The 21245-nt window shown below is 69.5% G+C and carries 24 protein-coding genes and 1 pseudogene; 19 read left to right on the top strand and 6 right to left on the bottom strand.

The features are described 5' to 3' along the window. Positions 1 to 119 precede the first annotated feature (119 nt). The 3 genes from ABZX22_RS14860 to ABZX22_RS14870 all read left to right on the top strand — a co-directional run bounded on the left by ABZX22_RS14860 (position 120) and on the right by ABZX22_RS14870 (position 2512). Positions 120 to 515 carry a RidA family protein gene (locus ABZX22_RS14860; RefSeq protein ID WP_354908890.1) on the top strand — a complete coding sequence of 132 codons (396 nt, stop codon included), beginning with the start codon at positions 120 to 122 and terminating at the stop codon, positions 513 to 515. A gap of 201 nt (positions 516 to 716) precedes the next feature. Continuing rightward, complete coding sequence (locus tag ABZX22_RS14865) at positions 717 to 1856, top strand: histidine kinase (protein ID WP_354908665.1); 1140 nt, start codon at positions 717 to 719, stop codon at positions 1854 to 1856. Further along, complete coding sequence (locus ABZX22_RS14870) at positions 1853 to 2512, top strand: response regulator transcription factor (protein WP_354908667.1); 660 nt, start codon at positions 1853 to 1855, stop codon at positions 2510 to 2512. Before ABZX22_RS14865 ends, ABZX22_RS14870 begins: the two co-directional genes overlap by 4 nt. Here the strand turns inward: ABZX22_RS14870 and ABZX22_RS14875 are convergent. Continuing rightward, positions 2482 to 3074 (bottom strand): annotated as a pseudogene (locus ABZX22_RS14875) (DUF2306 domain-containing protein). The gene ABZX22_RS14870 and the pseudogene ABZX22_RS14875 overlap by 31 nt on opposite strands. Between ABZX22_RS14875 and ABZX22_RS14880 the strand changes: the two are divergent. Together ABZX22_RS14880 and ABZX22_RS14885 are read left to right on the top strand one after the other, a co-directional pair. Continuing rightward, the gene (locus tag ABZX22_RS14880; RefSeq protein WP_354908892.1) at positions 2968 to 3282 is read left to right on the top strand and encodes a hypothetical protein; all 315 of its coding nucleotides are present in this window, start codon (positions 2968 to 2970) and stop codon (positions 3280 to 3282) included. The pseudogene ABZX22_RS14875 and the gene ABZX22_RS14880 overlap by 107 nt on opposite strands. Positions 3283 to 3431: 149 nt before the next feature. Next, positions 3432 to 4418, top strand: a complete 987-nt coding sequence (locus ABZX22_RS14885; protein ID WP_354908669.1) for an NAD(P)-dependent alcohol dehydrogenase — start codon at positions 3432 to 3434, stop codon at positions 4416 to 4418. A gap of 261 nt (positions 4419 to 4679) precedes the next feature. On the opposite strand, the gene ABZX22_RS14890 is transcribed toward ABZX22_RS14885, so the two are convergent. After that, complete coding sequence (locus ABZX22_RS14890) at positions 4680 to 5720, bottom strand: hypothetical protein (RefSeq protein ID WP_354908671.1); 1041 nt, start codon at positions 5718 to 5720, stop codon at positions 4680 to 4682. 477 nt (positions 5721 to 6197) lie between these two features. On the opposite strand from ABZX22_RS14890, the gene ABZX22_RS14895 reads away from it, so the two are divergent. From ABZX22_RS14895 to ABZX22_RS14910, 4 genes are read left to right on the top strand one after another with little or no spacing between them, the layout of a single operon-like run. Then, complete coding sequence (locus ABZX22_RS14895) at positions 6198 to 7316, top strand: hypothetical protein (protein WP_354908673.1); 1119 nt, start codon at positions 6198 to 6200, stop codon at positions 7314 to 7316. A gap of 34 nt (positions 7317 to 7350) precedes the next feature. Then, positions 7351 to 8517: a toxic anion resistance protein gene (locus tag ABZX22_RS14900; RefSeq protein WP_354908675.1), complete on the top strand. Its 1167-nt coding sequence runs from the start codon at positions 7351 to 7353 to the stop codon at positions 8515 to 8517. Between the two features lie 38 nt (positions 8518 to 8555). After that, positions 8556 to 10190, top strand: coding sequence for an extracellular solute-binding protein (locus ABZX22_RS14905; RefSeq protein WP_354908678.1), 1635 nt, complete (start codon positions 8556 to 8558; stop codon positions 10188 to 10190). Then, positions 10177 to 10806 carry a hypothetical protein gene (locus ABZX22_RS14910; protein WP_354908680.1) on the top strand — a complete coding sequence of 210 codons (630 nt, stop codon included), beginning with the start codon at positions 10177 to 10179 and terminating at the stop codon, positions 10804 to 10806. Before ABZX22_RS14905 ends, ABZX22_RS14910 begins: the two co-directional genes overlap by 14 nt. A gap of 7 nt (positions 10807 to 10813) precedes the next feature. Here the strand turns inward: ABZX22_RS14910 and ABZX22_RS14915 are convergent, their stop codons facing one another. Next, positions 10814 to 11131, bottom strand: a complete 318-nt coding sequence (locus ABZX22_RS14915; RefSeq protein ID WP_354908682.1) for a hypothetical protein — start codon at positions 11129 to 11131, stop codon at positions 10814 to 10816. 196 nt (positions 11132 to 11327) lie between these two features. After that, the gene (locus ABZX22_RS14920; protein ID WP_354908683.1) at positions 11328 to 12215 is read right to left on the bottom strand and encodes a helix-turn-helix domain-containing protein; all 888 of its coding nucleotides are present in this window, start codon (positions 12213 to 12215) and stop codon (positions 11328 to 11330) included. A gap of 76 nt (positions 12216 to 12291) precedes the next feature. Between ABZX22_RS14920 and ABZX22_RS14925 the strand changes: the two genes are divergently transcribed. The 3 genes from ABZX22_RS14925 (at position 12292) to ABZX22_RS14935 (ending at position 14690) form a co-directional block, all read left to right on the top strand. Next, positions 12292 to 13152, top strand: a complete 861-nt coding sequence (locus ABZX22_RS14925; protein ID WP_354908685.1) for an alpha/beta hydrolase — start codon at positions 12292 to 12294, stop codon at positions 13150 to 13152. A gap of 18 nt (positions 13153 to 13170) precedes the next feature. Continuing rightward, on the top strand, positions 13171 to 14424 hold the full coding sequence (locus tag ABZX22_RS14930; protein ID WP_354908687.1) for an FAD-dependent monooxygenase: 1254 nt from the start codon (positions 13171 to 13173) through the stop codon (positions 14422 to 14424). A gap of 89 nt (positions 14425 to 14513) precedes the next feature. Then, positions 14514 to 14690: a hypothetical protein gene (locus ABZX22_RS14935; protein WP_354908689.1), complete on the top strand. Its 177-nt coding sequence runs from the start codon at positions 14514 to 14516 to the stop codon at positions 14688 to 14690. 518 nt (positions 14691 to 15208) lie between these two features. Here the strand turns inward: ABZX22_RS14935 and ABZX22_RS14940 are convergent. After that, positions 15209 to 15601, bottom strand: coding sequence for a nuclear transport factor 2 family protein (locus ABZX22_RS14940; protein ID WP_354908692.1), 393 nt, complete (start codon positions 15599 to 15601; stop codon positions 15209 to 15211). 142 nt (positions 15602 to 15743) lie between these two features. Between ABZX22_RS14940 and ABZX22_RS14945 the strand changes: the two genes are divergently transcribed. From ABZX22_RS14945 to ABZX22_RS14955, 3 genes are all read left to right on the top strand, one after another. Next, on the top strand, positions 15744 to 16223 hold the full coding sequence (locus ABZX22_RS14945; RefSeq protein ID WP_354908694.1) for an AAA family ATPase: 480 nt from the start codon (positions 15744 to 15746) through the stop codon (positions 16221 to 16223). Positions 16224 to 16829: 606 nt separating this feature from the next. Beyond that, entirely contained in the window at positions 16830 to 17390 is a 561-nt protein-coding gene (locus ABZX22_RS14950; RefSeq protein ID WP_354908696.1) for a cysteine hydrolase, read from the top strand. Between the two features lie 225 nt (positions 17391 to 17615). Continuing rightward, on the top strand, positions 17616 to 18587 hold the full coding sequence (locus tag ABZX22_RS14955; RefSeq protein ID WP_354908697.1) for a helix-turn-helix domain-containing protein: 972 nt from the start codon (positions 17616 to 17618) through the stop codon (positions 18585 to 18587). Positions 18588 to 18594: 7 nt separating this feature from the next. Here ABZX22_RS14955 and ABZX22_RS14960 read toward each other — a convergent pair whose 3' ends face one another. Then, a complete protein-coding gene (locus ABZX22_RS14960; RefSeq protein ID WP_354908699.1) occupies positions 18595 to 19113 on the bottom strand; it encodes a hypothetical protein in 519 nt (172 codons plus the stop codon). Between the two features lie 45 nt (positions 19114 to 19158). Here ABZX22_RS14960 and ABZX22_RS14965 point away from each other — a divergent pair, with 45 nt between their 5' ends. The 4 genes from ABZX22_RS14965 (at position 19159) to ABZX22_RS14980 (ending at position 21242) form a co-directional block, all read left to right on the top strand. Then, positions 19159 to 20028 carry an SseB family protein gene (locus tag ABZX22_RS14965; protein WP_354908702.1) on the top strand — a complete coding sequence of 290 codons (870 nt, stop codon included), beginning with the start codon at positions 19159 to 19161 and terminating at the stop codon, positions 20026 to 20028. Next, positions 20025 to 20417, top strand: a complete 393-nt coding sequence (locus ABZX22_RS14970) for a hypothetical protein (RefSeq protein WP_354908704.1) — start codon at positions 20025 to 20027, stop codon at positions 20415 to 20417. Before ABZX22_RS14965 ends, ABZX22_RS14970 begins: the two co-directional genes overlap by 4 nt. 76 nt (positions 20418 to 20493) lie before the next feature. Beyond that, the gene (locus tag ABZX22_RS14975; protein ID WP_354908707.1) at positions 20494 to 20901 is read left to right on the top strand and encodes a YbaB/EbfC family nucleoid-associated protein; all 408 of its coding nucleotides are present in this window, start codon (positions 20494 to 20496) and stop codon (positions 20899 to 20901) included. Continuing rightward, positions 20898 to 21242: a hypothetical protein gene (locus tag ABZX22_RS14980; protein WP_354908709.1), complete on the top strand. Its 345-nt coding sequence runs from the start codon at positions 20898 to 20900 to the stop codon at positions 21240 to 21242. Before ABZX22_RS14975 ends, ABZX22_RS14980 begins: the two co-directional genes overlap by 4 nt. Positions 21243 to 21245 lie beyond the last annotated feature (3 nt).

The following is a 21245-nucleotide window of genomic DNA, read 5'->3' on the forward strand; positions in this document are numbered from 1 at the left end:
ATACACGACACAGGATGTCGTGATTTGCCGAGAGGCTTGGCAACACGACGTCAAAGGCGGTGGCTACCGAGCCGACGGGCGTCCGTAATGTCGACGAATCCTATGGAGCTGATATGGCAGTGGAGCGAACGGCGGTCAACCCGTGGCCGTGGTCGGTGGAGCTGGGCTACAACCAGGGTGAGGTCGTCTCCGGGCACACCCGGACCCTGTACTGCGCCGGGCAGACCGCGATGAGCGGCGACGGCAAGCCCCAGCATGCCGATGACATGGCGGCGCAGTTGGCGCTGAGCATCGACAACCTGGAAGCCGTGCTCGGCGAGGCCGGCATGTCCCTCGCGAACCTCGTCCGGCTCAACGTCTACACCACCGACGTCGATCGGCTGTTCGAGCACTACGGCGTGCTGGCGTCGCGGTTGGGCGCCGCCGGGGTGGCACCGGCCACCACGATGCTCGGGGTGACACGGCTGGCGATCCCCGACCTGATGGTCGAGCTCGAGGGGACCGCCGTCGCGTGATGCGACCTCGCCGCCTCCGGCAGGGCTGCCGGAGGCGGCGAGCCCGGATCGCCTACGAGCACCACCCCGAGCTACGCCGGCTCCGGTACGCCGGGGACGACCGCCAAGGGGTCGGCAAGCGCTCCCGCCGTAACGTCCGATCCCGCGGGAAATGTGAACTTGCTCTTCGGGCTGGACAGGGGCACTCGTTACCATGATTTGGTGTACGGCCTCCTTCGCTCCGCGTGGAACGAGCCACGTCCCCCCGACCCGCCACCGCGGGTGTGGCGGGACTGGGCGCTCGTGGGTGTCCTCGTGCCGATCGCGGTTCTCGAGGGAGCCCTGCGGCCGGACCTTCCCTGGCGGGCCGTCTCGGTGCTGGTCACTCTCGGGCTGGTGCCCACGTTGCTGTGGCGCAGGACCAGACCGCTGCCGATGCTCGCGATCGCCTTCGGAACCACGAGCCTGGCCCCGCTGTTGACGGGCGGCGAGTCTCCGGAGACGTACACGATGGTGTACCTGCTGGTCCTGGTGTACGCGTTGTTCCGGTGGGGGTCGGGACGCGAGGCCGCGGCCGGGTTGGCGATCATGCTCGTCGCGGTCCTCCTCTCGATCGTCTTCGACCGCATCGTCCTCGCCGACGCGGTGGCGGCGTTCGCGGTCATGTCGTCGGCCATCGCCCTGGGAGTGGCGTCCCGGTACCGGGCCAGGGCGAGGATGCGCGAGCTCGACCAGGTCAAGCTGCTCGAACGCGAACAGCTGGCCCGCGACCTGCACGACACCGTCGCTCATCACGTCTCGGCGATGGCGATCCGCGCGCAGGCGGGCATCGCCACGTCGGCGTCGCGGCCGAACGCCGCGACCGAGGCACTCCACGTGATCGAGGCGGAGGCGGCGCGCGCCCTCGCCGAGATGCGCACCATGGTCCGTGTCCTTCGCCAGGACCAGCAGGCGGACCTGGCGCCCGGACGGGGCGTCGCCGATCTCGAACGGCTCGCGAGCCAGGGCCCCTCCGTCCCGGCCGTCGACGTGGAGATCTCGGGCGACCTCGACGACCTTCCCCCGCTGGTCGGGGCCGCGCTGTACCGCCTGGCCCAGGAGTCGGTCACCAACGCCAGGCGGCATGCGCGCCATGCCACCCGCATCGTGGTCCGCGTCGCCGCCGACGACACGTCGGTGCGCCTGCGCGTGAGCGACGACGGCGACAGCAGCCTCCTGCGCCAGACCGGGTCGCCGGGGTACGGGCTCATCGGCATGATCGAACGCGCCGACCTGCTCGGCGGCACCTGCGTCGCCGGCCCCGACCCCGACCGGGGATGGACGGTGACCGCGGTGCTGCCTCGAACCGGGTCGGTGACATGAGCATCCGGGTGATCGTCGCCGACGACCAGGAGATCGTCCGTACCGGGCTCTCGATGATCCTCGACGCCCAGCCGGACATCGAGGTCATCGGTGAGGCCGCCGACGGGCGGCGAGCCGTCGAGCTCGCGCGGCGCCTGCGCCCGGACGTGTGCCTGTTCGACATCCGCATGCCAGGCCTCGACGGCATCGAGGCGACCCGTTCCCTCGCCGGGCCGTCCGTCGAGGACCCCCTCGCCGTGGTCGTCATCACCACGTTCGATCTCGACGAGTACGTCTACGCCGCCCTGAGGGCCGGCGCCCGCGGGTTTCTGCTCAAGAACGCCGGCGCACACCTGCTCTCGCAGGCCGTCCACGCCGCCGCCAGCGGCGACGCGCTCATCGCTCCGAGCATCACCGCCCGGCTGCTCGGCGCCTTCGCCCGTACCGGGCCCGCCTCTCCCCCCGCGCACCCCGTCGAGGTGCTCACGGAACGTGAAGAACAGATCCTGGCCACTGTGGCACGCGGGCGAACCAACAACGAGATCGCCGACGAGCTACGCATCTCACTCAGCACCGTCAAGTCCCACATCGCCAGCCTCATGGCCAAGCTCGGCGCCCGCAACCGCGTCGAGATCGCCATGTGGGCCTACGAGACCAACCGTGTCCAGCGGCCCTGAGAAGGGCGGGTCCCGCCGCGGATGATCCGTTCGGCCACGGCGAGATTGATCACCCAGCCGCCGCCCAGGAGCAGCGCCCTGGAGATCTCGCCGGGCGTGCCGATGAGCAGGAACCAGAGCGCCAGCACCACCGCCTGCGTGCCCGCGCCCAGGCCGATCGCGTAACCACGGACCATCCAGGCGCGGTGCCCGGCGACGTCCCGCCGCCGGATCGCGGCCAGGCCCAGGGCAAGGACAGGACCATGGCCGCGCCGAACACGAGCCGGAACCCCGCGAGGAGTGCGCCGTCACCCTCGGGGCGAGGATAGAACAGGGACATCCACAGCCCCGCCAGCGCCGCGAGGAGTCCACACGGAACCAGCAGCCGCCCGGCGACACGGTGCCAGCCCGGCCTGCGGCGGCGGAACCCCGCCGCGAACTGGAAGGCGCCCAGCACGCTGTACACACTGGCGCCGATGATGTGCAGCACCACGGGCAGGGGCGCCGCGAAGAACCGTCCGTTCTCCGGCGTGATCGCCGCGCCGCCGGCAAGCTCGGTCAGGCGTACGGCACCGGCGACCACGGGAACGGCGCCGAGCACGATCAGCGCGGTCGGCACGAGCCACCCCGCCCTCGAGGACGGGGCTGTGGCCTCGCTCCGGCCGTCCTTCAACCGGCCGGCTCGCGGCGGCTGCGGCGACGGCAGGCGTCCCGCCGGGCTCTCGTCGGTCATGCCTTCGATCGTGACGGCTGAGGCGACGGCGGGTCATCGGCAGAACGGCCCTGCCTGACCTGGCCGATCGTCCGCCAAACGGGCGTACTTTCGGCTGATGAGCCCCCTGACCACGCCTTCTACGCTGATTTTCACGACACGCCGTCGATGCGGGAGCGTGACGGCCCCCGATGGAAGTCCGCACTCGCCGTGGATGAGGAGAATGTGATGAAGGCGTTCGTCCTGCGCTCGTACGGCTCACCCGACGTCCTGGATCTCGTCGAGATCGAGACGCCCGTGCCAGGCGACGACGAGGTGCTGGTCCGGGTACGCGCCACCTCCGTCCAGCCGTACGACTGGCACTTCATGAGAGGCGAGCCGTACATCGCGCGCCTGATGGGCGGCGGCCCCGGACTGCGCAGGCCGAACATCAGCGTCCTGGGCGCCGACGTGGCGGGGCAGGTCGAGGCGGTCGGCAAGGACGTGACAGAGTTCCGCCTCGGCGACGAGGTGTTCGCGATGCCCAAGCAGGGCGGCTTCGCCGAGTACGTCTGCGTCCGGGAAGGCGAACTGGCATCGCGACCGACGAACCTGTCGTTCGAGCAGGCGGCCGCGGTACCGATGGCCGCCGGCACCGCCCTGATCGGACTGCGCGACCAGGGACGCGTTCAGCCGGGGCAGCGTGTGCTCGTCAACGGAGCCTCAGGAGGCGTGGGCACGTTCGCCGTGCAGATCGCCAAGGCGTTCGGCGCGAAGGTCACCGGCGTCTGCAGCACGCGGAACGTGGACCTGGTCCGGTCGCTCGGCGCGGACGAGGTCATCGACTACACCCGAGAGGACTTCACCCGGAACGGGCAGCGCTACGACCTGCTGCTGGACGTCGCGGGCGGCCATCCGGGAGCGGCCTGCCGGCGGGCGTTGACCCCCAAGGGCACCTACGTCGTCGTCGGCGGGCCCGCCGGCCGATGGGTGCGACCCGCCGGCCGCATGTTCTCGACGCTCGCGGTGTCGCCGTTCGTGTCCCAGAGGATGGCCTTGGCGGACGTGGTCCGCTGCACGCAGAACAAGCGGAACCTGCTGACGCTGACCGAGCTCATCGAAGACGGCAAGGTCACCCCGGTCATCGACCGGGTCTACCCGTTCGAGGAGATCCCTGAGGCCATCAGGTATCAGGAAGAGGGGCACGCTCCGGGCAAGGTCGTCATCACGTCCTGAGACCAGGCCCGGCGGCGGGTGTCGATCCCACATCAGCCGTCCGGGCGTCGCCTGCCGTACGAAACCGGCACAACCTGTCGAGAAGATCCGCCCGACGCCCTCCCCGGCGTCCGCTTCGACGACATCGCCATCCGGCCCTTCCAGCGCAGGTTCGACGGAGTGCTGTTCGGCCTCGTCATCGAGGCCTTCGAAGGCGACGAACACGCCGAGTTCCACCCGAACAACGCTGCGCCCGCCCGGCGGGGCGGGCGCAGCGGCCTTCTACACGATGGGACCGCTCGCGAGCTGGTTCGCGGCGGAGTAGACCGCAGCCACTTCACCGTCGAAGTACGGGGAGACGCTGGTGTCGTAGCGGTCGTCGCCGTCGGTGTCGGAGACGCTGATCGTTATGCCGTTCAGGTAGCCGAGGCGGCTGTCTCGGCTGTAGTGGTACAGCCAGGAGGAGCCGAGGGAGCCCTCACCGGTGAACCGGGAGTCGACACCGACGGGTCGGTCGGCGGAGAGGTCGGAAAGCTTCACGGGGAATGTCGGCCCGGTGGACGATTCGAGGGTGTGGCCGGTGTAGGGCTGGGTTCCGTCGGGGTTGAAGCCGGCAGGGTAGCCGAAGACGTCGACCGAGGAAGGCGTCGGCTGGTTGTAGAGGAAGCCCTGCCCGCCGACGCTGTCGACCAGCCTGCCGGCATCGGTCAGCACGCCGGAGGAGGACGAGACGACGCCGTTGTACACGTTCACGAAGGCGAAGTCGCGGTCGTAGTCGGCGTACACGTCGAAGTCGTAGTGGGCGACGGCCTGCTTTCCGACGTACAGGCCCGACGGGGTCGTGCCTTCGGAGTAGCCGGGAACGAAGACCCACTTGTCGAGCGCGGCGCCTGCGCGCTGGGTGTCGTACACGCAGTGACCGGCGGTGGCGACGAGGTTGCGATAGTTCGACCGCATGGCGGTGCCCGTACACCAGTGCGGCTGACCGTCGGCGCCGACGAAGAACACCTTGCCCGAGGTAGTCGGCAGCTTTCCCGTCAGCGAGAGCGGACCCGGCATCGGCGCGACCAGGCCGGGCTTGCCGTCGGGGGCGATGGCGGTGGACGTCCGTTCCCCATGGACCACGGTCTGGACGGCGTAGGGTGTGGCGCTCTTCAGGTTGGCGGCCCCGTCGGCGAGCCAGAACGTCGCGGCCTGCTGAGCAGCCGACACGCTGGAGGCCAGAGGGAGCATCACCGGGCTCGCGGCCAGAGCCGGTGAGGAGACGACGGTGGAGCCCACCAGGCCCAAGCCGATACCTAATGCGATCAGTGCACGCTTCATAACGGATCTCCCAGTCCCATTCATGGGGGCGCTCGTGACGGCCCCGTCAGCATGGACCCCGGCCGGGCTGTTCAGCCTGACCGAGGAAAAGGAAGATCATAACGCTGGCGGGATGCCCACAAGGGAAGCGTTGGACCTTTATGTCCAATAAAGGGCAATTCGTCCAGTTTGGGGGCGCGCATTGTCGAGGCCATCCAGCTCAAGAAGTCGACGCGCCAGCGAATTCACCGACACGGATTTTCGGGGAATCGATGGCGACCGATCGAGTACCCGCCCGCCATCGCGTCAATCATCCCATTTCATGGAGTATGGCCGTTTAGCGAACCGTTCAGTCAATCACCTAGTGACCTTTCCGTGAACAGGAGCTTAATTGTCAACGCGTTATACGTAAGTCGCTGCCAACAACCCTGGTATCTCACATAATCCGATAGGGAGCGCCGGTATGCGGCGATACGGGGTGAGTTATTGGGGAACCAAATGAAGCGATGGATCGGCGTCGGGCTGGCGCTGCTCCTCGGTGCCGCCGTGGTGGTGGCGATCGTGGTGGGCGACCGCAGCGGAGACGGCGCCGAGAAGGAAGACCTCGTCCTTGTCCGCGGGGTGATCGGGTCGGAGAAGAAGCCCTTCTTCGACGACCGGCGGGTACAGGCCGTCTTCGCCGGGCACGGCCTGCGGGTCGAGGTCGACACCGCCGGATCGCGCCAGATCGCGGCCTCGGTGGACCCGAAGAAGTACGGCTTCGCGTTCCCGTCGAGCGTGCCGGCCGCCGAGAAGATCAAACGCGACCACGGCGCCGCCCGCACGTTCGCGCCGTTCTCCTCTCCGATGGCGGTCGCCACCTTCGAGCCGATCGTGGACGTCCTCGCCAAGGCGGGAGTCGTCCGGGATTCCGGTCAGGGATACCAGATCCTCGATATCAAGAAATATCTTGACCTGGTGGCGAAGGGGACCCGGTGGGACAGGCTCCCTGGCAACACCGCCTACCCCGCGCGCAAGCGGGTGCTGCTCACCACCACCGACATCCGCACGTCGAACTCCGCGGCGATGTATCTCTCCATAGCCGGCTACGTGGCCAACGGCGACGACGTGGTGAGCTCCAACGCGCAGGTCTCCGAGGTGGTCGAGGAAGTCGCGCCGCTCTTCCTCGACCAGGGCTACTCCGAGACCTCCAGCGAGGCGCCGTTCGAGGACTACCTGTCCCAGGGCATCGGCAAGACGCCCATGGTCATGATCTACGAAGCGCAGTACGCCTCCCGTCTCTTCGCCGGTGACGGTTCGATCCGCCCTGACATGCGGCTGCTGTACCCCTCGCCGACGGTCCTGAGCAAGCACACTCTCGTCCCGCTCAGCGCCCAGGGCACCGAGGTGGGCCGCCTGCTGCAGGAGGATCCGGAACTCGGGCGCCTCGCCGCGGCCTACGGCTTCCGCACCGCCGCCCCCAAGGCGTTCGGCGACATGGTGGCCAAGACCAGGGCACCGCTGCCGTCCAGCTTGATCGACGTGGTCGAGCCTCCCGCCTACGAGCGACTGGAGAGCATGATCACCGAGGTCGAGAAGCTGTACCGGTCCGGCGCGGCCCCCTCCCCCACCCCGTGACCCCGCCTTCACTACTGCCCGCAGGAGACACCACGTGAGCGATCTCGTTCTCAGCCCGCCCGAACCCGTGGCCAAGGTGCCCGTGGAGAAGGCGGCTACCATGCTGCCCATATCCGAGGGACGCGGCGACGAGCTGGCCGAGAAGGCCAAGGGCTTCGCCGAGGAGCTCAGCGAGCTGGACCCACGCTCCCCCGAGTTCACCCGCAAGGTGCACGACATCACCTCGATGGGCGACTCGGAGATCCGGGCGTCGTCCCAGGTCGCCAACCGCATGCTGCGACGTCCCGTGGCGGCGCTCGCGTCAGCCAGGGGTGAGGGCAACGACGCGCAGGTGGCGGTGGCGGGCCAGCTGCTCGCGCTGCGCCGCACGATCGTCGAGCTCGACCCCAAGCAGGCGTCGGGCCCCGGCAGGAAGCTGCTGGGCATGATTCCGTTCGGCGACAGGCTGCGCGACTATTTCGCGAAGTATCAGTCGGCTCAACAGCACATCGACGACATCATCCGTGCCCTGAAGTCCGGGCAGGACGAGCTTCTGAAGGACAACGCGGCCATCGAGGGCGAGAAGGCCAACCTCTGGGAGTCGATGACCAAGCTCCAGGAGTACGCCCTGCTCGCCGCCGCCCTCGACTCCGCGGTCGAAGCACAGATCATGCGGGTGGAGACGGCCGACTCGGAGAAGGCGACCGCGCTGCGCTCGGACGCGCTCTTCGGCATCCGGCAGAAGCACCAGGACCTGCTGACCCAGCTCGCGGTCTCCGCTCAGGGTTACCTCGCCCTCGACCTGATCCGCAAGAACAACCACGAGCTGATCAAGGGTGTGGACCGCGCGACCACGACGACGATCGCCGCGCTGCGCACCGCGGTGACCGTCGCGCAGGCGCTGGCCAACCAGAAGCTGGTGCTCGACCAGATCGCCGCCCTCAACACGACCACGTCGGATCTGATCGTGGCGACCAGCGAAATGCTGCGCACCCAGGCCGCGGACATCCAGACGCAGGCGGCCTCCACCACGGTCGGCATGGACGCGCTGCGCAAGGCGTTCGACAACATCTACGCCACCATGGACACGATCGACACGTTCAAGGCGCAGGCCGTGGAGAACATGGCGATCACGGTCAACAACCTGACCGTCGAACTCGACCACGCCCGTACATACCTGGAGCGCTCCCAGCGCGGCGACGAACAGGCCCTTCCCAGATGAGAAAGCAGACCCCCGGCGCAGGTTCAGGGGCTCCCCGGGTGCGAAGGCCGGCCGACGCCGCCACGCGTGCCACCGCCTCCCGAGTCCTCACGATGCGACCGGCCGGGCGGGCGCTTGCCGTGATCGCCCTGCTCGTCGTGTCGGCGGCCTGCGGCGGTTCCGGCTCCCCCTCCGAGCCCGTGAACGGCCCCGACGTGCTCCGCGTCCTCGCAGGCAGCGAGATCAAGGACCTCGAGCCGCTGCTCGCACGGGCGCAGGAGGCCGTCGGCGTGCGGGTCGCGCTGTCGTACTCCGGGACCGTCGACGGAGCGGAGCAGGTGGGGAGCGGCGGCGCGGACGGCACGTTCGACGCGACCTGGTTCTCCTCCAACCGCTACCTGTCGCTCATCGAAGGGGCGACCGCGCGGCTGTCGACCCAGACCAAGGTCATGGCCTCGCCGGTCCTGCTCGGCCTGAAGCAGTCGAAGGCCCGCGAGCTCGGCTGGGACACCAAACCCGTGACCTGGAACGACATCGCCGCCGCCGCTCGCGCCCACAAGTTCACCTTCGGCATGACCAGCCCGGCCGCCTCCAACTCCGGATTCTCCGCGCTGGTCGGTGTGACCGCCGCACTCGCGGATGCCGGGGAGGCCCTGGACCAGGCGCAGATCGACGCGGCGACGCCGAAGCTGACGGAGTTCTTCTCGGCGCAGACGCTCACCGCGGGCTCCTCCGGCTGGCTCGCCGACGCGTACATCAAACAGGGCACGGTGGACGGGCTGGTGAACTACGAGTCCGTGCTTCTCGGTCTCAACGCCTCGGGCAAGCTCAAGGAGCCGCTCACGCTGATCTACCCGACCGACGGCGTCGTGACGGCCGACTACCCGCTCACGCTGCTGAACTCGGCCGGAGCGGAGAAGAAGGCGCTGTACGGGAAGCTCGCCGCGTGGCTGCGCAAGCCCGAGATCCAGCGCGAGATCATGACGACGACCTACCGGCGGCCGATCGTGCCGGAGGTGCGGCCCGACCAGCGCTTCGGATCGGCGTCCTTGGTGGAGCTGCCGTTCCCCAACCGGCGCAGCGCCGCCGACGAGCTCATCGGCGTCTACCTCAACCAGGTGCGCAGGCCCTCAAGGACCCTCTTCGTGCTGGACACCTCCGGATCGATGGAGGGTGATCGCCTCGATGCGCTGAAGCAGGCGCTGACCGCGCTGGCCGGAGCCGACACCTCCGTGAGCGGGACGTTCTCACGTTTCCGCAACCGCGAGACGGTCACGATGATCCCGTTCAACTCGACGCCCGGGGAGCCGCGCACGTTCACGCTGCCCGAGCGGAACGCCGACCCCGTGCTCCGACAGATCCGCTCGTACGGCGAGGCGCTGCGGACCACGGGCGGTACGGCGATCTTCGACAGTCTGCGCGCCGCCTACGAGCAGGCGAGGTCGTCGCCGTCCGCGGACTTCACCTCGATCGTGCTGATGACAGACGGCGAGAACACGGACGGCAGCTCCTACGACGACTTCGCCTCCTACTACCGCTCTCTGCAGGTGAAGTTCCCTGCCTTCGTCGTGCTCTTCGGCGACAGCGACGTGGCGGAGATGAATCAGGTCGCGCAGCTCACGGGTGGTGCGACATTCGACGCCCGCTCGGGATCGCTGACGGCGGCCTTCAAGGAGATCCGTGGCTACCAGTAGCCCGGCCGCCCGGGTCCTCGCCTATGCCGGATCCACGAAGAACATCGCCGGATGCGCTCTGGCGCTGATCGGCGTGGTGCTGGTGTTCCTCGGGGTGGCCGGGGCGTACTGGCCGGTGGTGGTGGCCGGGCTGTACGGCGTCGGGGCGTTGCTCGCCCCGGCGGACCGGGTGAAGCTGACGATCTCGCACGCGGAGGTGGAGAGCCGGCAGCTGTTCGCCGACCTGGACACGCTGCTGGCCAAGGTCGGCCGGAACCGTTTCCCCGACGACGTGGCGACCAAGGTCGCCGGGCTCGCCGAGGTACTGCGTGACATCCTGCGCCGCGCGGACGCGCTCACCTCCTCCCCCGACCACCTGCACATCGTGTCGCAGACGATCAGGGACTACCTGCCGTCAAGCCTGGAGGCCTACGCCAACCTGCCCCGCTCGTACGCGCTCGCGCGGCGCGGCGAGCGGCAGCGCAGCGCCCACGAGGAGTTGCTGGCCCAACTCGACCTGCTGGACGCCCAGCTCCGCAAGGTCGCCGAGTCGGTGTACCGGGGTGACGAGCAGGCTCTGCGCGACCAGGGCAGGTTCCTCGAAGACCGCTTCGGCGGCTCCGACCTGGATCTCTGACCCCCCGTCAGCGTGGGCGGCTGAGGGCGGCCTCGGCCAGATCCGTCCATTTCTCGGCCGAGGAGTGGGGCACGACGACCCAGTCCTTCACCACCCTGCCCCGCCCCGAGGGGTCGAACAGGGACGCCCCGGCCAGCTGGAGCGCGGCTGTGTGTTCGGGGGTGTCCCTGACCAGCCGGAACACCATCGCGCCGTCGCGCTGCAGGCTCGCGAACACCTTCCCCGCCTGATCTTTGAGCGCGGGACTCCCCATCATCCTGGAGATCCGTACACCCAGGTCGGCCAGCTCGGCGCCGACCTGCTGGAAATCCTCTTCCGCGCTCATCGTCAGTCAGTCCCCAACTCCATGGCGGCGTGGTCGGGGTCCTTTCCGCGGGACGCGATCGCCTCGGCCGCGCCTTCCGGCAGCACGGCGCTCAGGCTAGTCGTCCCGGTGGGACCGATCAAGGCCGGATGCGGGGTGCCGGCCATGCCGAGTCCCGCCGCCGGTCCTTGACCATGCGCGACAGCTGGTCTACGTCTCATCTCCGGCCGGCGACCGAGCCCGAGACCCCTGGAGAGGTGAGGCTGTCGGGTGTTCCGCGGCTGGGCCATGCGATGTCGTCAACGGCGAGAAACGGCTCGCCGGCCACGGTCGCGGGGGTTGCCCCGGTGAACGCCATGACGTCCCGATGCAGGTGGGACTGGTCGGCGTAGCCGGTGTCGGCCGCGACTTGGGCCGCGGCTTCACCCGCGACCAGGCGGTGGGCGGCATGGTCGAAGCGGACCAGCTTCACGGCGCGCTTGGGCGGCAGGCCGAGCTGTGACCGGAACCGGGACCACAGCCGCTTACGGCTCCACCCGACCTCGGCCGCGAGTCCGTCGACCCGGGCCAGGCCACGGCTGCCGACGATCCGGTGCCAGGCCCAGGCCGCCTCCGGGTCCACCGGCGGCCCCGCCTCATGCCGTCGGGCGAGCAGCGCGTCCATCAACGCGAAGCGATCCTGCCACGACGAGACATCGCCCAGTCGCTCACGGATCCGGGACACCTCCCGGCCCCACAGGTCCTCGAGGGCCACCACGGTGCCGTCGAGGTCGGCGGGGGAGACGCCCAGCACCGCGCGTGCGATCACCGGGGACAGGCGCACCTGCACGCACTCGACGTTCTCGCCCCGCGCCCAGACCGCGCCTCCGGACCCGACCCCGGGCCCGGCCACGACACTTCCCCGCTGCTGCCGCCCGGCCGTATCGTCCACGACGGGCGAACCGGCGCCGAACTCCACCAGCAGCGTCACGGCCGGGTGCGGGACCAGCCGGAGCGCGTCCAGGTCACGGACACGGAACCCGGCCATGCTGACACCGGCCACCCGGCTGGGCCGCCGCGGGCACGCGACGCCCCACACAGCCGCATCGTGTACGAACGTCCGCACCGTCCCATGCTAGCGAGCCGACGGAGGGGAACATTTGTCCAATCCTCCGGCGCGCACCGGCGGCGACAGTGGATTCATGACTGTTTCTGACGGCGGACCGTACGTGACCGGCGGCGCCGAGGCCACCACCCAGTTCTCGTCCCTGCCGCTGGACGACGGCGACATCCACGTGTGCCAGGACGGCCCCCGCGACGCCCCCGCACTCCTGCTCATCCACGGGTCCGCCTCCTCGACCCGATCGTGGGACTCGATGGTTCCGCTGCTGACCGGATCTCACCGCGTCATCCGGATCGACCTGCTCGGGCACGGCCGGTCGGCCAAACCGGCCGACCGCAGCTACGCCCTCCCGGACCAGGCACGCAGGGTCGGCGCGGCCCTGGACCTGCTCGGCGTCGAGCACACCGTGGTCGTCGGCCATTCCAGCGGCGGCGCGGTCGCCACCGCCCTCGCCGAACAACGGCCCGACCTGGTGACCGCGCTCGCGCTCATCAACACCGGCCCCAGCCTGGACGCCTTCATCGCACCGGAGTCCGCCGCATTCGCACCCTCGCAGTGGCCGCCGACCGACGAGCAGCTCCGCCGGTTCGCGAGCACCGGTTTCAGCCGTGCGGGCTACCAGATCCCACAAGAGCTCCTGGACGACGCGCGCGCCATGACCTACCACACGCTCACCACGACGATGCAGGCCACCCGCCATTACATGGAGCAGCGGGCGCTCCCGGATCGGCTGGCAGTCCTGGGCAAGCCGCTACTGGTGATCTTCGGTGAGGACGACCGCAGATGGCGATCCTCATCCGCCTCCGACTACCGCGCCGTTCCGGGCGCGAAGGTCGAGTTGCTGCCCGGTCTCGGGCACTCGCCCCTGCTCGAGGATCCGTCGCGGACCGCCACTCCCCTGCTGGCCTTCACCGCGATCCACGCCGTACGGGTGGACTGAATGACAAGGAGAGGTGCCATGCGGATTCTCGTCTCCGGTGCCAGCGTCGCCGGTCCGGTGCTGGCCTACTGGCTCACGAGATACGGCTTCGAGGTCACCGTCGTGGAACGGGCCCCCGTGCTGCGCAAGACGGGCGGGCACGCGGTCGACCTGTTCCGGCCCGCGATGAACATCTCGGAGAGGATGGGCGTGCTCCCCCGCGTCGAGGAGCGGGCCACCGGCACCAACCGGATGACCGTCCACCCGGAGGGCGCACGGCGGCCCGTCCGGGTGGACCTCTCCAAGATCTTCAGCGCTACCTCCGACCGGCACGTCGAGATCATGCGCGACGACCTGAGCGAGATCTACTACGACGCCACGCGCGACGACGTCGAGTACGTCTTCGGCGACTCGATCAGCGCGATCTCACCCGAAGGAGAGGTGCGGTTCGAGAACGCCGCGCCGCGCCGTTTCGACCTCGTCGTCGGCGCGGACGGGCTGCACTCCAACGTGCGCCGCCTTGTCTTCGGCGCGGAGTCCCGCTTCAGCGACTTCATCGGGGCCTACCTCGGGGTGCTGACCCTGCCCAACGTCTCCGGCCTCGACGGCGAGCTCCACATGCACGTCGGCGTCGGCCGCACTGCCGGCATGTACGGCGCGCGGCACCTCGGTGACGCGCGGGCGTTGTTCCTGTTCCGGAGCGAGCGCGAGCTCGACTACCACCACCGCGACGTGCCCCGGCAGAGGGAGCTGCTGCGCGGCGCGTTCGAGGGCATGAACGCCGACGTGGACCGCTGGCTGGACGAACTGGACCGCGCCCCGGCGTTCTACTTCGACTCGATCACACAGCTCCGCATGGACACCTGGTCGCGGGGAAGGGTGACGCTCGTCGGCGACGCGGGCTACTGCCCCGGCCCGGCCGTCGGCGGCAGCACCAGCTTGGCCGTCGTCGGCGCGTACGTCCTCGCCGGGGAGCTGGCGCGGGCGGGCGGTGACCACGAGCGCGCCTTCCCCGCCTACGAGCGGGCGATGGCCGAGCACGTGCGCGGCAGCCGCGCGGTCGCGCTGAGCGCGGCGAAGACCCTGGTCCCCACGTCCCGCCTCGGGGTGTGGGGGCTGGCCCAGGGTGCCCGCCTGATCTCCGCCCTGCCCGCCGGGCCCAGCCGCGCCCTCCTCCGCCTCGCCACCAAGAGCGCACGCCTCTACAACTCCATGACCGTCGACGACTACCCGCCGTCGCCCGCCGCATCACGAGGCTTGATCGGCCTCGGGGGCGGACTCGGGGTGGACTGAGGAGTGTTCGCCGCCCTGCCCTGATCGCGAGTGGAGCAGCGCTCTGACAGGTAGTGGAACTCGGATGACCACCCGCTCGTTGCGCGAGAGTGACCACACCCCAGCTCACCTGCCCGCTGTGCCACAGCACCGAATTCACGCGGCAGGACGGCCGCATCGACAACAAGAACGGCTACTTCCCCAACCCGGTGGCGCTCATGATCTGCAAGCTGTGCAACTACGTGTTGCCGTTCTGGGAAAGGAAGTCGATCTTCGACCTGAGCTGAGGTCACGCCGCGATCCGGCGATGACGTTCGCGATGCGGACGCCCTGGGCCCTCACGCGCGGGCGCGGTCGCCCAACCTGGGAACCACTCGCGCCCTACAGCAGCGCGGCCGGCTCGCCGAGGGGGCCGACGAACACGGGCCGCCGACGGCGCCCAGACCGCAGACCGGCCCAGGCCCGACGTCGAGCGGTGTTCGCAAGCAACCCGTCATGCGGACAGGGTTCCGAAGCGATCACGCATCGTGGGCGGCCAGTCGAGGCGCCTGCTGAAGTTCTTCCGCCGCCTGATCAGCGTCTCGGAGCCGTCCACCGATCATGAACGCGATGGCGAGGCTGAGTTGCTGAACGGCGTTGAGCAGCCCGGCTGCGCAGGCCGCTCCCACGTCCCACCGGAGAGGGGCGCGTGGCGGACCGCGCTCCTCCACCGGCTGGGCACGGGCACGACCGACGCACACCGTGGCCCCTGACGCCTCACCGAGCGACAGGGGCCGCTTTCCCCTGTCCGCTGTCCCGGCCTGGATCAAGCCTTGATCGCGGTGCCCTGGGCGGAGACGAGGCGCCAGGTGCCGTGGGCGTCGGCGGCGTAGACGTGGGTGTAGCGGCTTCCGGCGCTGAACGTGGCGCCGTCGGAGGTGGTGAAGTTCATGCCGGTACGCCCGACGACGATGCCTACGGTGCCGATGACCCGGACGATCGCCTCGTCCGGGAACGAGTGGATCCGCGGAAACCGGAGGGAGCCGGAGGCCACCAGGTCGAGCAGGATCCCCCTGTCGGCGACGGCCCCGTCCTCGACCCCGACCAGGACGAAGTCGTCCGCCAGCAGTTCCTCCAGAACGGCGAGATCGCTTGCCACGAGGGCGTCGAAGAAGCTCTGGTCGTACTTGAGGAGGGTGACCCGATCCAAGCTGTTCATGTCGCGACGGTAAACGTTGACGCTGGTGACAAGGTCAAGCCGGCCTCAGGGGCGCGTTCATCCGGGTGCCTGCGAGCGTCGGATCGCCAATCCAGGTCATCCGAAGCCGACCGAGATCAGGGCGGTCCGGTAGTCTCGGCCGATGGCGAAGATCCTGGTCACCGGCATGTCGGGCACCGGCAAGTCCACGGCGTTGGCGGTGCTGGCGGCCCGGGGTCATCACGCCGTCGACACTGACACCGACCAGTGGAGCCACTGGGTGACTCTGCCGGACGGATCCGCTGATTGGGTGTGGCGGGAGTCGGCCATCAGCGACCTGCTCGCCGACCACCGTGAGGGCGCCCTCTTCGTGGCCGGCTGCAAGTCCAATCAGGGTCGGTTCTACCCGCGATTCGACCACGTCGTCCTGCTCAGCGCTCCCGCTGAGATCATGCTTGCCCGCATCGCGACGCGAACCAACAACCCCTTCGGCAAGCGCCCTGAGGAACGTGCGGCCATCCTGCGCGACCTGGCCAACGTGGAGCCGCTGCTCAGGGCCACCTCCACTGTCGAGATCGACGCTTCTGCGCCGATCGACAAGGTTGTCCAGCAGCTTGAAGAACTGGCGCGAACCACACCGTGACCAGGGGCTGCAGGAACATCCACCGCTTCTAGGTTCAAGCGCAGGCCGCCAGGAGCCTTGCGAGGCGTTCAACCGGGTGTCCAGTCGCTTCCGGCGAGCACCGCGACCGCGGACAGCAACCCAAGCCCCAGCCCCAGCATCCCCAACGCGGCCAACGCGACGCGGATCCCGCACCTGCCGATCGCCGCACCTCCCGGGGCCGTGGCCACCCTCACGTTCGCGGTGCTGACGCCGCCGGCTCAGCTCATCCGGGAACGCGCCGCGCCCGTTGTCGGTGCGGATTTCTCGAGCCGTGGATCGCAGCTCCACCGCGCCGCGCATGGTGCGGCTGGCAGCCTGCTCTCGCCGAGCCGCCCGAGGGCGCCTGTCCGATCCTCGTCAAGGTCACGATCGCCCACCTCAGTCAGGGGCTGGTTGTGGTGGACATGGAGCCGATAGTGCGGTCTACGACCCAAGCCGCCTGCGCCGCGGCCAATGGATCATAAGCGGATCTGTCCCACTATCGTCGTACTAGATCAGTACGAGGTCAGTACGAGATCGATGACAACAACGCCAAGGTACGTCGTGAGGATGGCCGATGGCGCGCCGTACAGACAAGGAACCCGTATGACCACCACCGCGCTCATCGTCGGCGACCTGCAGGCGGGCATCGTGGACAACTACCCTTTCGCCGCCGCCGTGCTTCCCGCCGTGGAGCGGGTTCTTCCCGCGGCCAGAGCCGCCGGAATCCCGGTGATCTTCGTGCGTTTCGGGCTCAGGGCCTCAGGCCTTGATGTGGCAGCGGGAAACCAGTTGATCAGCGCCTTGCAAGGGGCGGGGACGCTGTTCCACGAGGAATCACCCGAAACGCTCGTGCACCCGCGCATCGAGCCGTTGCCGGGCGAGGCCGTCGTCCTCAAGCGCCGCGCCAGCGCGTTCGCGGCGACCGACCTCGATCGGCTCCTGCGCGCCCAGCGCATCGACTCGGTCGTGCTGACCGGTGTCGCGACCGGGGCGATGGTCGCCGCTACGCTCTACGACGCCGCCGACCGCGACTACGGCGTGACAGTGCTCAGCGACGCCTGTGCCGACGCGGAACCGGACGTGCACGACTTTCTGATCAATCGCGTGTTCCCAGCCAGGGGTGTTGACGTCCTCACGAGTCACGAGTGGATCGCCCGCCTGTGACCAGCCGTCAGCAGTAAAGATCCCGCGATGAGACAGCTCGCGGGCGCCGGGAGCGGGGCGGTCGCGGGCCGCTGATCTTCCGGCGGCCGTTGTGCCGCCGGTCTTGCGGCCGGGGCCCGGGTTGTGGACCCTTGGACGGTGGCCGACAGCGTGGATGCGGTGTGCGATCACCAGTTCCGGAGTTCCTGGATTCACCGCACCGTCAGACCGAGCCCGGTGGTCTCCGTGTCCACCGACCCGATCCCGAAGAAGGATCGCCTGGAGTGGTGGGCGCACATGGCCGCGCACGAGATCGCGCCCACGTCGCTGTCCAGCGAGCACGCCGACGACTTCTACGGCCGGGTGCACTCCATCGACCTGTCGCGCGTGCGCGTGGGCGAGTTCACGATGTCGCCGCTGGCGGGCCGGCGCACCCCCACCCACATCAGGCAGCACGACCCCGAGGGCTACCAGCTCTTCCTCGTCCACGACAACCCGGTACGGCTGCGGCAGCAGCGCAACGACTCCTTGTTACAGGCCGGCGACATGTCGCTGTTCGACACCTCCTCCCCCTACACCACCGAATTCCTCGACGTCGGCGGGCTGACCCGGTTGACGATCCTGTTCCTGCCGCGCGACGCGCTGCCCCTGCCACGGAGCCAGGTGGAACGCCTGCTGGCCGCCAGGCTCCCCGCCCGGACCGGCTCGGGAGCGCTGCTGGCCCACTATCTCACCGGTCTGCGCGAGCACGCCGGCGACTGCCACCCCGCTGACCTGCCAAGGCTCGGCAGCATCGGCCTGGACCTGGCCGCCGCGTTCGTCGCCGGTCGCCTCGACGCCGACCACCGGCTGCCGGCCGAGAGCCGCCACCGGACTCTGGTCACGCACATCGACGCCTTCATCAACCACCATCTCGGTGACCCCGAGCTGGGGCCGTCGAGCGTCGCCGCGCACCACCACATCTCCGTGCGCACCCTGCACGCGCTGTTCGAGCAACAACCGGAGACCGTCAGCGCCACGATTCGGCGGCGCCGGCTCGAACGCTGCCACAGCGACCTGGCCGACCCCCGGCTGGCGGAGCATCCGATCGGTGAGATCGGCATCCGCTGGGGCTTCAGGAACGGCGCGGAGTTCAGCCGCGCCTTCCGCGCCGCCTACGGCATCAGCCCGAGGGAGCACCGCCGCCAGGCGCTCAACGGACACCAGGACCGGGACTGATCCGCGGTCAACGGCCGGCGAGGTCGCGGTAGGTGTCCCTGACGACCTGCAGGCGGTCGCGGCGGAAGCGAGGGGGCTCGGCGGCACGCACCTCCCGTCCGCGCGCGGTCCAGAACGCCTCCGCGGGGACGTCGTCCTGCCCCTCGGGGATGAACTTGAGCACTTCCTCCACGGCCGCGCGCGCCATGGACAACGTCCGGCGAGCGTTCTCCGGGTCGGCGGGGACGTTGCCGGCCGTGAGGTCGGCGAGCCACATCCACTCCCCGGCATCGAGCAACTCCGACGGTTCCGTCCCGCCGAAAGCCGGCCAGCCGACCGGCATGGTCTCGCGCCGCGGCAGCGAGAACAGGTGCTCCCGCTCCGCACCGCAACCTTCGCAGACGCCCGAGTAGCACGTGACCAGCGAACCTTCGACGCTGACCACGCCGCTGTCCCACTCGGTCTCCACGGAGCCGCACTCGCACGGGTTCAGGTCGAGGTACACGAGTGCCTCGTCGCGGGTGCGGGCAACCGGCCGATCCGTCACACCCGCAACCTACAGGGGTGCGAGCGAACCTACTAGGGTGTCGCCATGCAGGCACCGAGCGCGTTCGAGAAGCGACTCCAGGAGGCGCACGGCCGGCAGGACCTGACCACCTGTCTCACACTGTTGCGGTACGCGGACTTCGCCTGCCCGGTCACCGACGCCGCCGCCAGGGGTGACGAGCGGATCGCCTGGCCGACGTTCCTTGGGGCGGATCGGGTGTGGGTGGTGGTGTACACCTCGGCGGAGGCGATGCGGGAGGCCACCGGCGACGCCGTCCGGCATTTCCGGGTGTTGTCGCTGGTCGAGCTGGCGGCCGGCTGGCCCGATCCCCGCTGGGGCCTGGCGGTCAACCCGGGGCTGGAGCCGTCGTTCCTGCTCGAACCCGGCACGGTCGCGAGGCTGGCGGTGCCCACGCTGGAGCAGGACCTGGCCGCGGAGCCGGACAGCGGCATCCCGATCGTGCAGAAGCTGCTCGAGGTGGCGCAGCTTCAGGAGCTGCTGGCCGGCGAGCAGCCGCGGATCTCCGGCTACTGCCATCACGCCCTGGACGTCGCGCACATCGCGACCCCCTCCGTGCTCGCCGACGCGCTGCTTCAGGAGGACGCGCTCACCGCGGAGGGCGCGGTCAACCTGTTGCGCTGGCCGGCGATCGGACTGGAGCTCTACCGCACGCCGTACGGCGGCACCGACGAGGGGGGCCGCCTGGCGATGGCAGGCTGGGTGATCGAGGAGCCGCCGTTCGCCGGTATGGGCCTGGTGCCGAACGCGACCGAGACCATCAGGGAGTACAAGATCGACGGCATCGGCCTGCCGCACGGCGCCGAGATCGTGGAGCTGGCCGCCGATGGGAAGGAACGTACGCAGGCGAGGTACGACGCCGACCACGGCCGCTGGCTCATGGTGGCGGACGCGTGAGCCGCGAGCCGTACCGCGCCCGCTGGGCCGGGACCGACTACGAGGCGTCGGCGGACCTCGTCGACGGCCGGCTTCACCTGCGCCTGTACGGCTCGGCGCCCGCCGACGGCTTCGAGAAGGTGGCGCCCGGCCGGTTCGTGCGCGCGGTTCCCGCCGCGGACTGCTCGGCGGTCTGGCACGTGACGACCGTCTGCGAGTGGCACGGCGCCCCGTTCCTGGTGCACACGGCACGGGAGGCCGAGCTGCTCATCGAGTACACCGGCGGGGACGCCCTGCACGCCGCGGGGCTCGGTCTGGAACGGATCGAGCGCGGCGTGTACCGCATCTGGGTGAAGCGAGAGGAGGTGTCGGCGCTCAGCGAGAAGCTCGTAAAGATCGTCAGCCGTTGATGAACAACATGGCTCATGTTCTCTTTCACGCCCGATGATGTTGTTGTTATATTCGCCCCAGTTAGGGGGTGGGGCCTTGATCGAGGACGCCGACGTAGTCGGGCTCCAGGCCTACGCCGACGAATTACGCGCAACCTTCATGCGCATGCAGCGCGAGGCGACCGATCTCAACGCCCGGGCGCAGGCGATCCGGGTCACCGAGAAGTCCGCCGACGGGCTCGTCTCGGCCACGGTGAGCGTCCGTGGCGAGCTGATCAGGCTGGACCTCGACCCCCGGGTGTTCCGCCGCCCCGACGCCAGAGGGCTGGCGGACGCGATCACCGACACCGTGCGGCGGGCCGCCGCCAAGGCCATGGACGAGCTGCTCGAGGTCTTCCAGCCGGTGGTGCCGCCCGAGCAGTTACGCGCTCATCTGGAGGGCGATCTGGAGGCGGTGCTCGATCAGCTCTCCGGCCCGATGCCCGGGGAGAGACGCCGTCGATGACCGCCGACGACCGGGCGGACGTGCACATCCGCGAACCGATCAGCAACAGCCTGAACCAGTGGGACGCCATGGCGAACAACCTGAGCACCGCCTGGCCGGCCATCGCGGCGCGGATCCGGGCGCTGAACGCCGCCCGCCCTCAGGGCGACGGGCCGGACGGCCAGTCCTTCAGTTCGCGATACCTGGCCGGTGGCGGCCCCGAGCGATTCCTGCGGGACACCGACGATCTTATCAAGGAGATCTCCGGTTCCGGGCCCCTGCTGCGCGCGACGGTCTCCAACACGCTCACCACCGAGCAGGCGATCGACCTGGGCCTGTCGACGACCTACCGCCAGGCATGATGG

The organism is Nonomuraea sp. NPDC003804, from assembly GCF_040610675.1.
GTDB lineage: Bacteria > Actinomycetota > Actinomycetes > Streptosporangiales > Streptosporangiaceae > Nonomuraea.

Excerpts from the sequence above, each read along its gene's own strand:
- ABZX22_RS14940 (WP_354908692.1), bottom strand. The coding sequence starts at position 15,601 with ATGAACAGCTTGGATCGGGTCACCCTCCTCAAGTACGACCAGAGCTTC.
- ABZX22_RS14945 (WP_354908694.1), top strand. The coding sequence starts at position 15,744 with ATGGCGAAGATCCTGGTCACCGGCATGTCGGGCACCGGCAAGTCCACG.
- ABZX22_RS14930 (WP_354908687.1), top strand. The coding sequence starts at position 13,171 with ATGCGGATTCTCGTCTCCGGTGCCAGCGTCGCCGGTCCGGTGCTGGCC.
- ABZX22_RS14885 (WP_354908669.1), top strand. The coding sequence starts at position 3,432 with ATGAAGGCGTTCGTCCTGCGCTCGTACGGCTCACCCGACGTCCTGGAT.
- ABZX22_RS14880 (WP_354908892.1), top strand. The coding sequence starts at position 2,968 with ATGATGTGCAGCACCACGGGCAGGGGCGCCGCGAAGAACCGTCCGTTC.
- ABZX22_RS14890 (WP_354908671.1), bottom strand. The coding sequence starts at position 5,720 with ATGAAGCGTGCACTGATCGCATTAGGTATCGGCTTGGGCCTGGTGGGC.
- ABZX22_RS14965 (WP_354908702.1), top strand. The coding sequence starts at position 19,159 with ATGCAGGCACCGAGCGCGTTCGAGAAGCGACTCCAGGAGGCGCACGGC.
- ABZX22_RS14950 (WP_354908696.1), top strand. The coding sequence starts at position 16,830 with ATGACCACCACCGCGCTCATCGTCGGCGACCTGCAGGCGGGCATCGTG.
- ABZX22_RS14980 (WP_354908709.1), top strand. The coding sequence starts at position 20,898 with ATGACCGCCGACGACCGGGCGGACGTGCACATCCGCGAACCGATCAGC.
- ABZX22_RS14915 (WP_354908682.1), bottom strand. The coding sequence starts at position 11,131 with ATGAGCGCGGAAGAGGATTTCCAGCAGGTCGGCGCCGAGCTGGCCGAC.
- ABZX22_RS14895 (WP_354908673.1), top strand. The coding sequence starts at position 6,198 with ATGAAGCGATGGATCGGCGTCGGGCTGGCGCTGCTCCTCGGTGCCGCC.
- ABZX22_RS14925 (WP_354908685.1), top strand. The coding sequence starts at position 12,292 with ATGACTGTTTCTGACGGCGGACCGTACGTGACCGGCGGCGCCGAGGCC.
- ABZX22_RS14870 (WP_354908667.1), top strand. The coding sequence starts at position 1,853 with ATGAGCATCCGGGTGATCGTCGCCGACGACCAGGAGATCGTCCGTACC.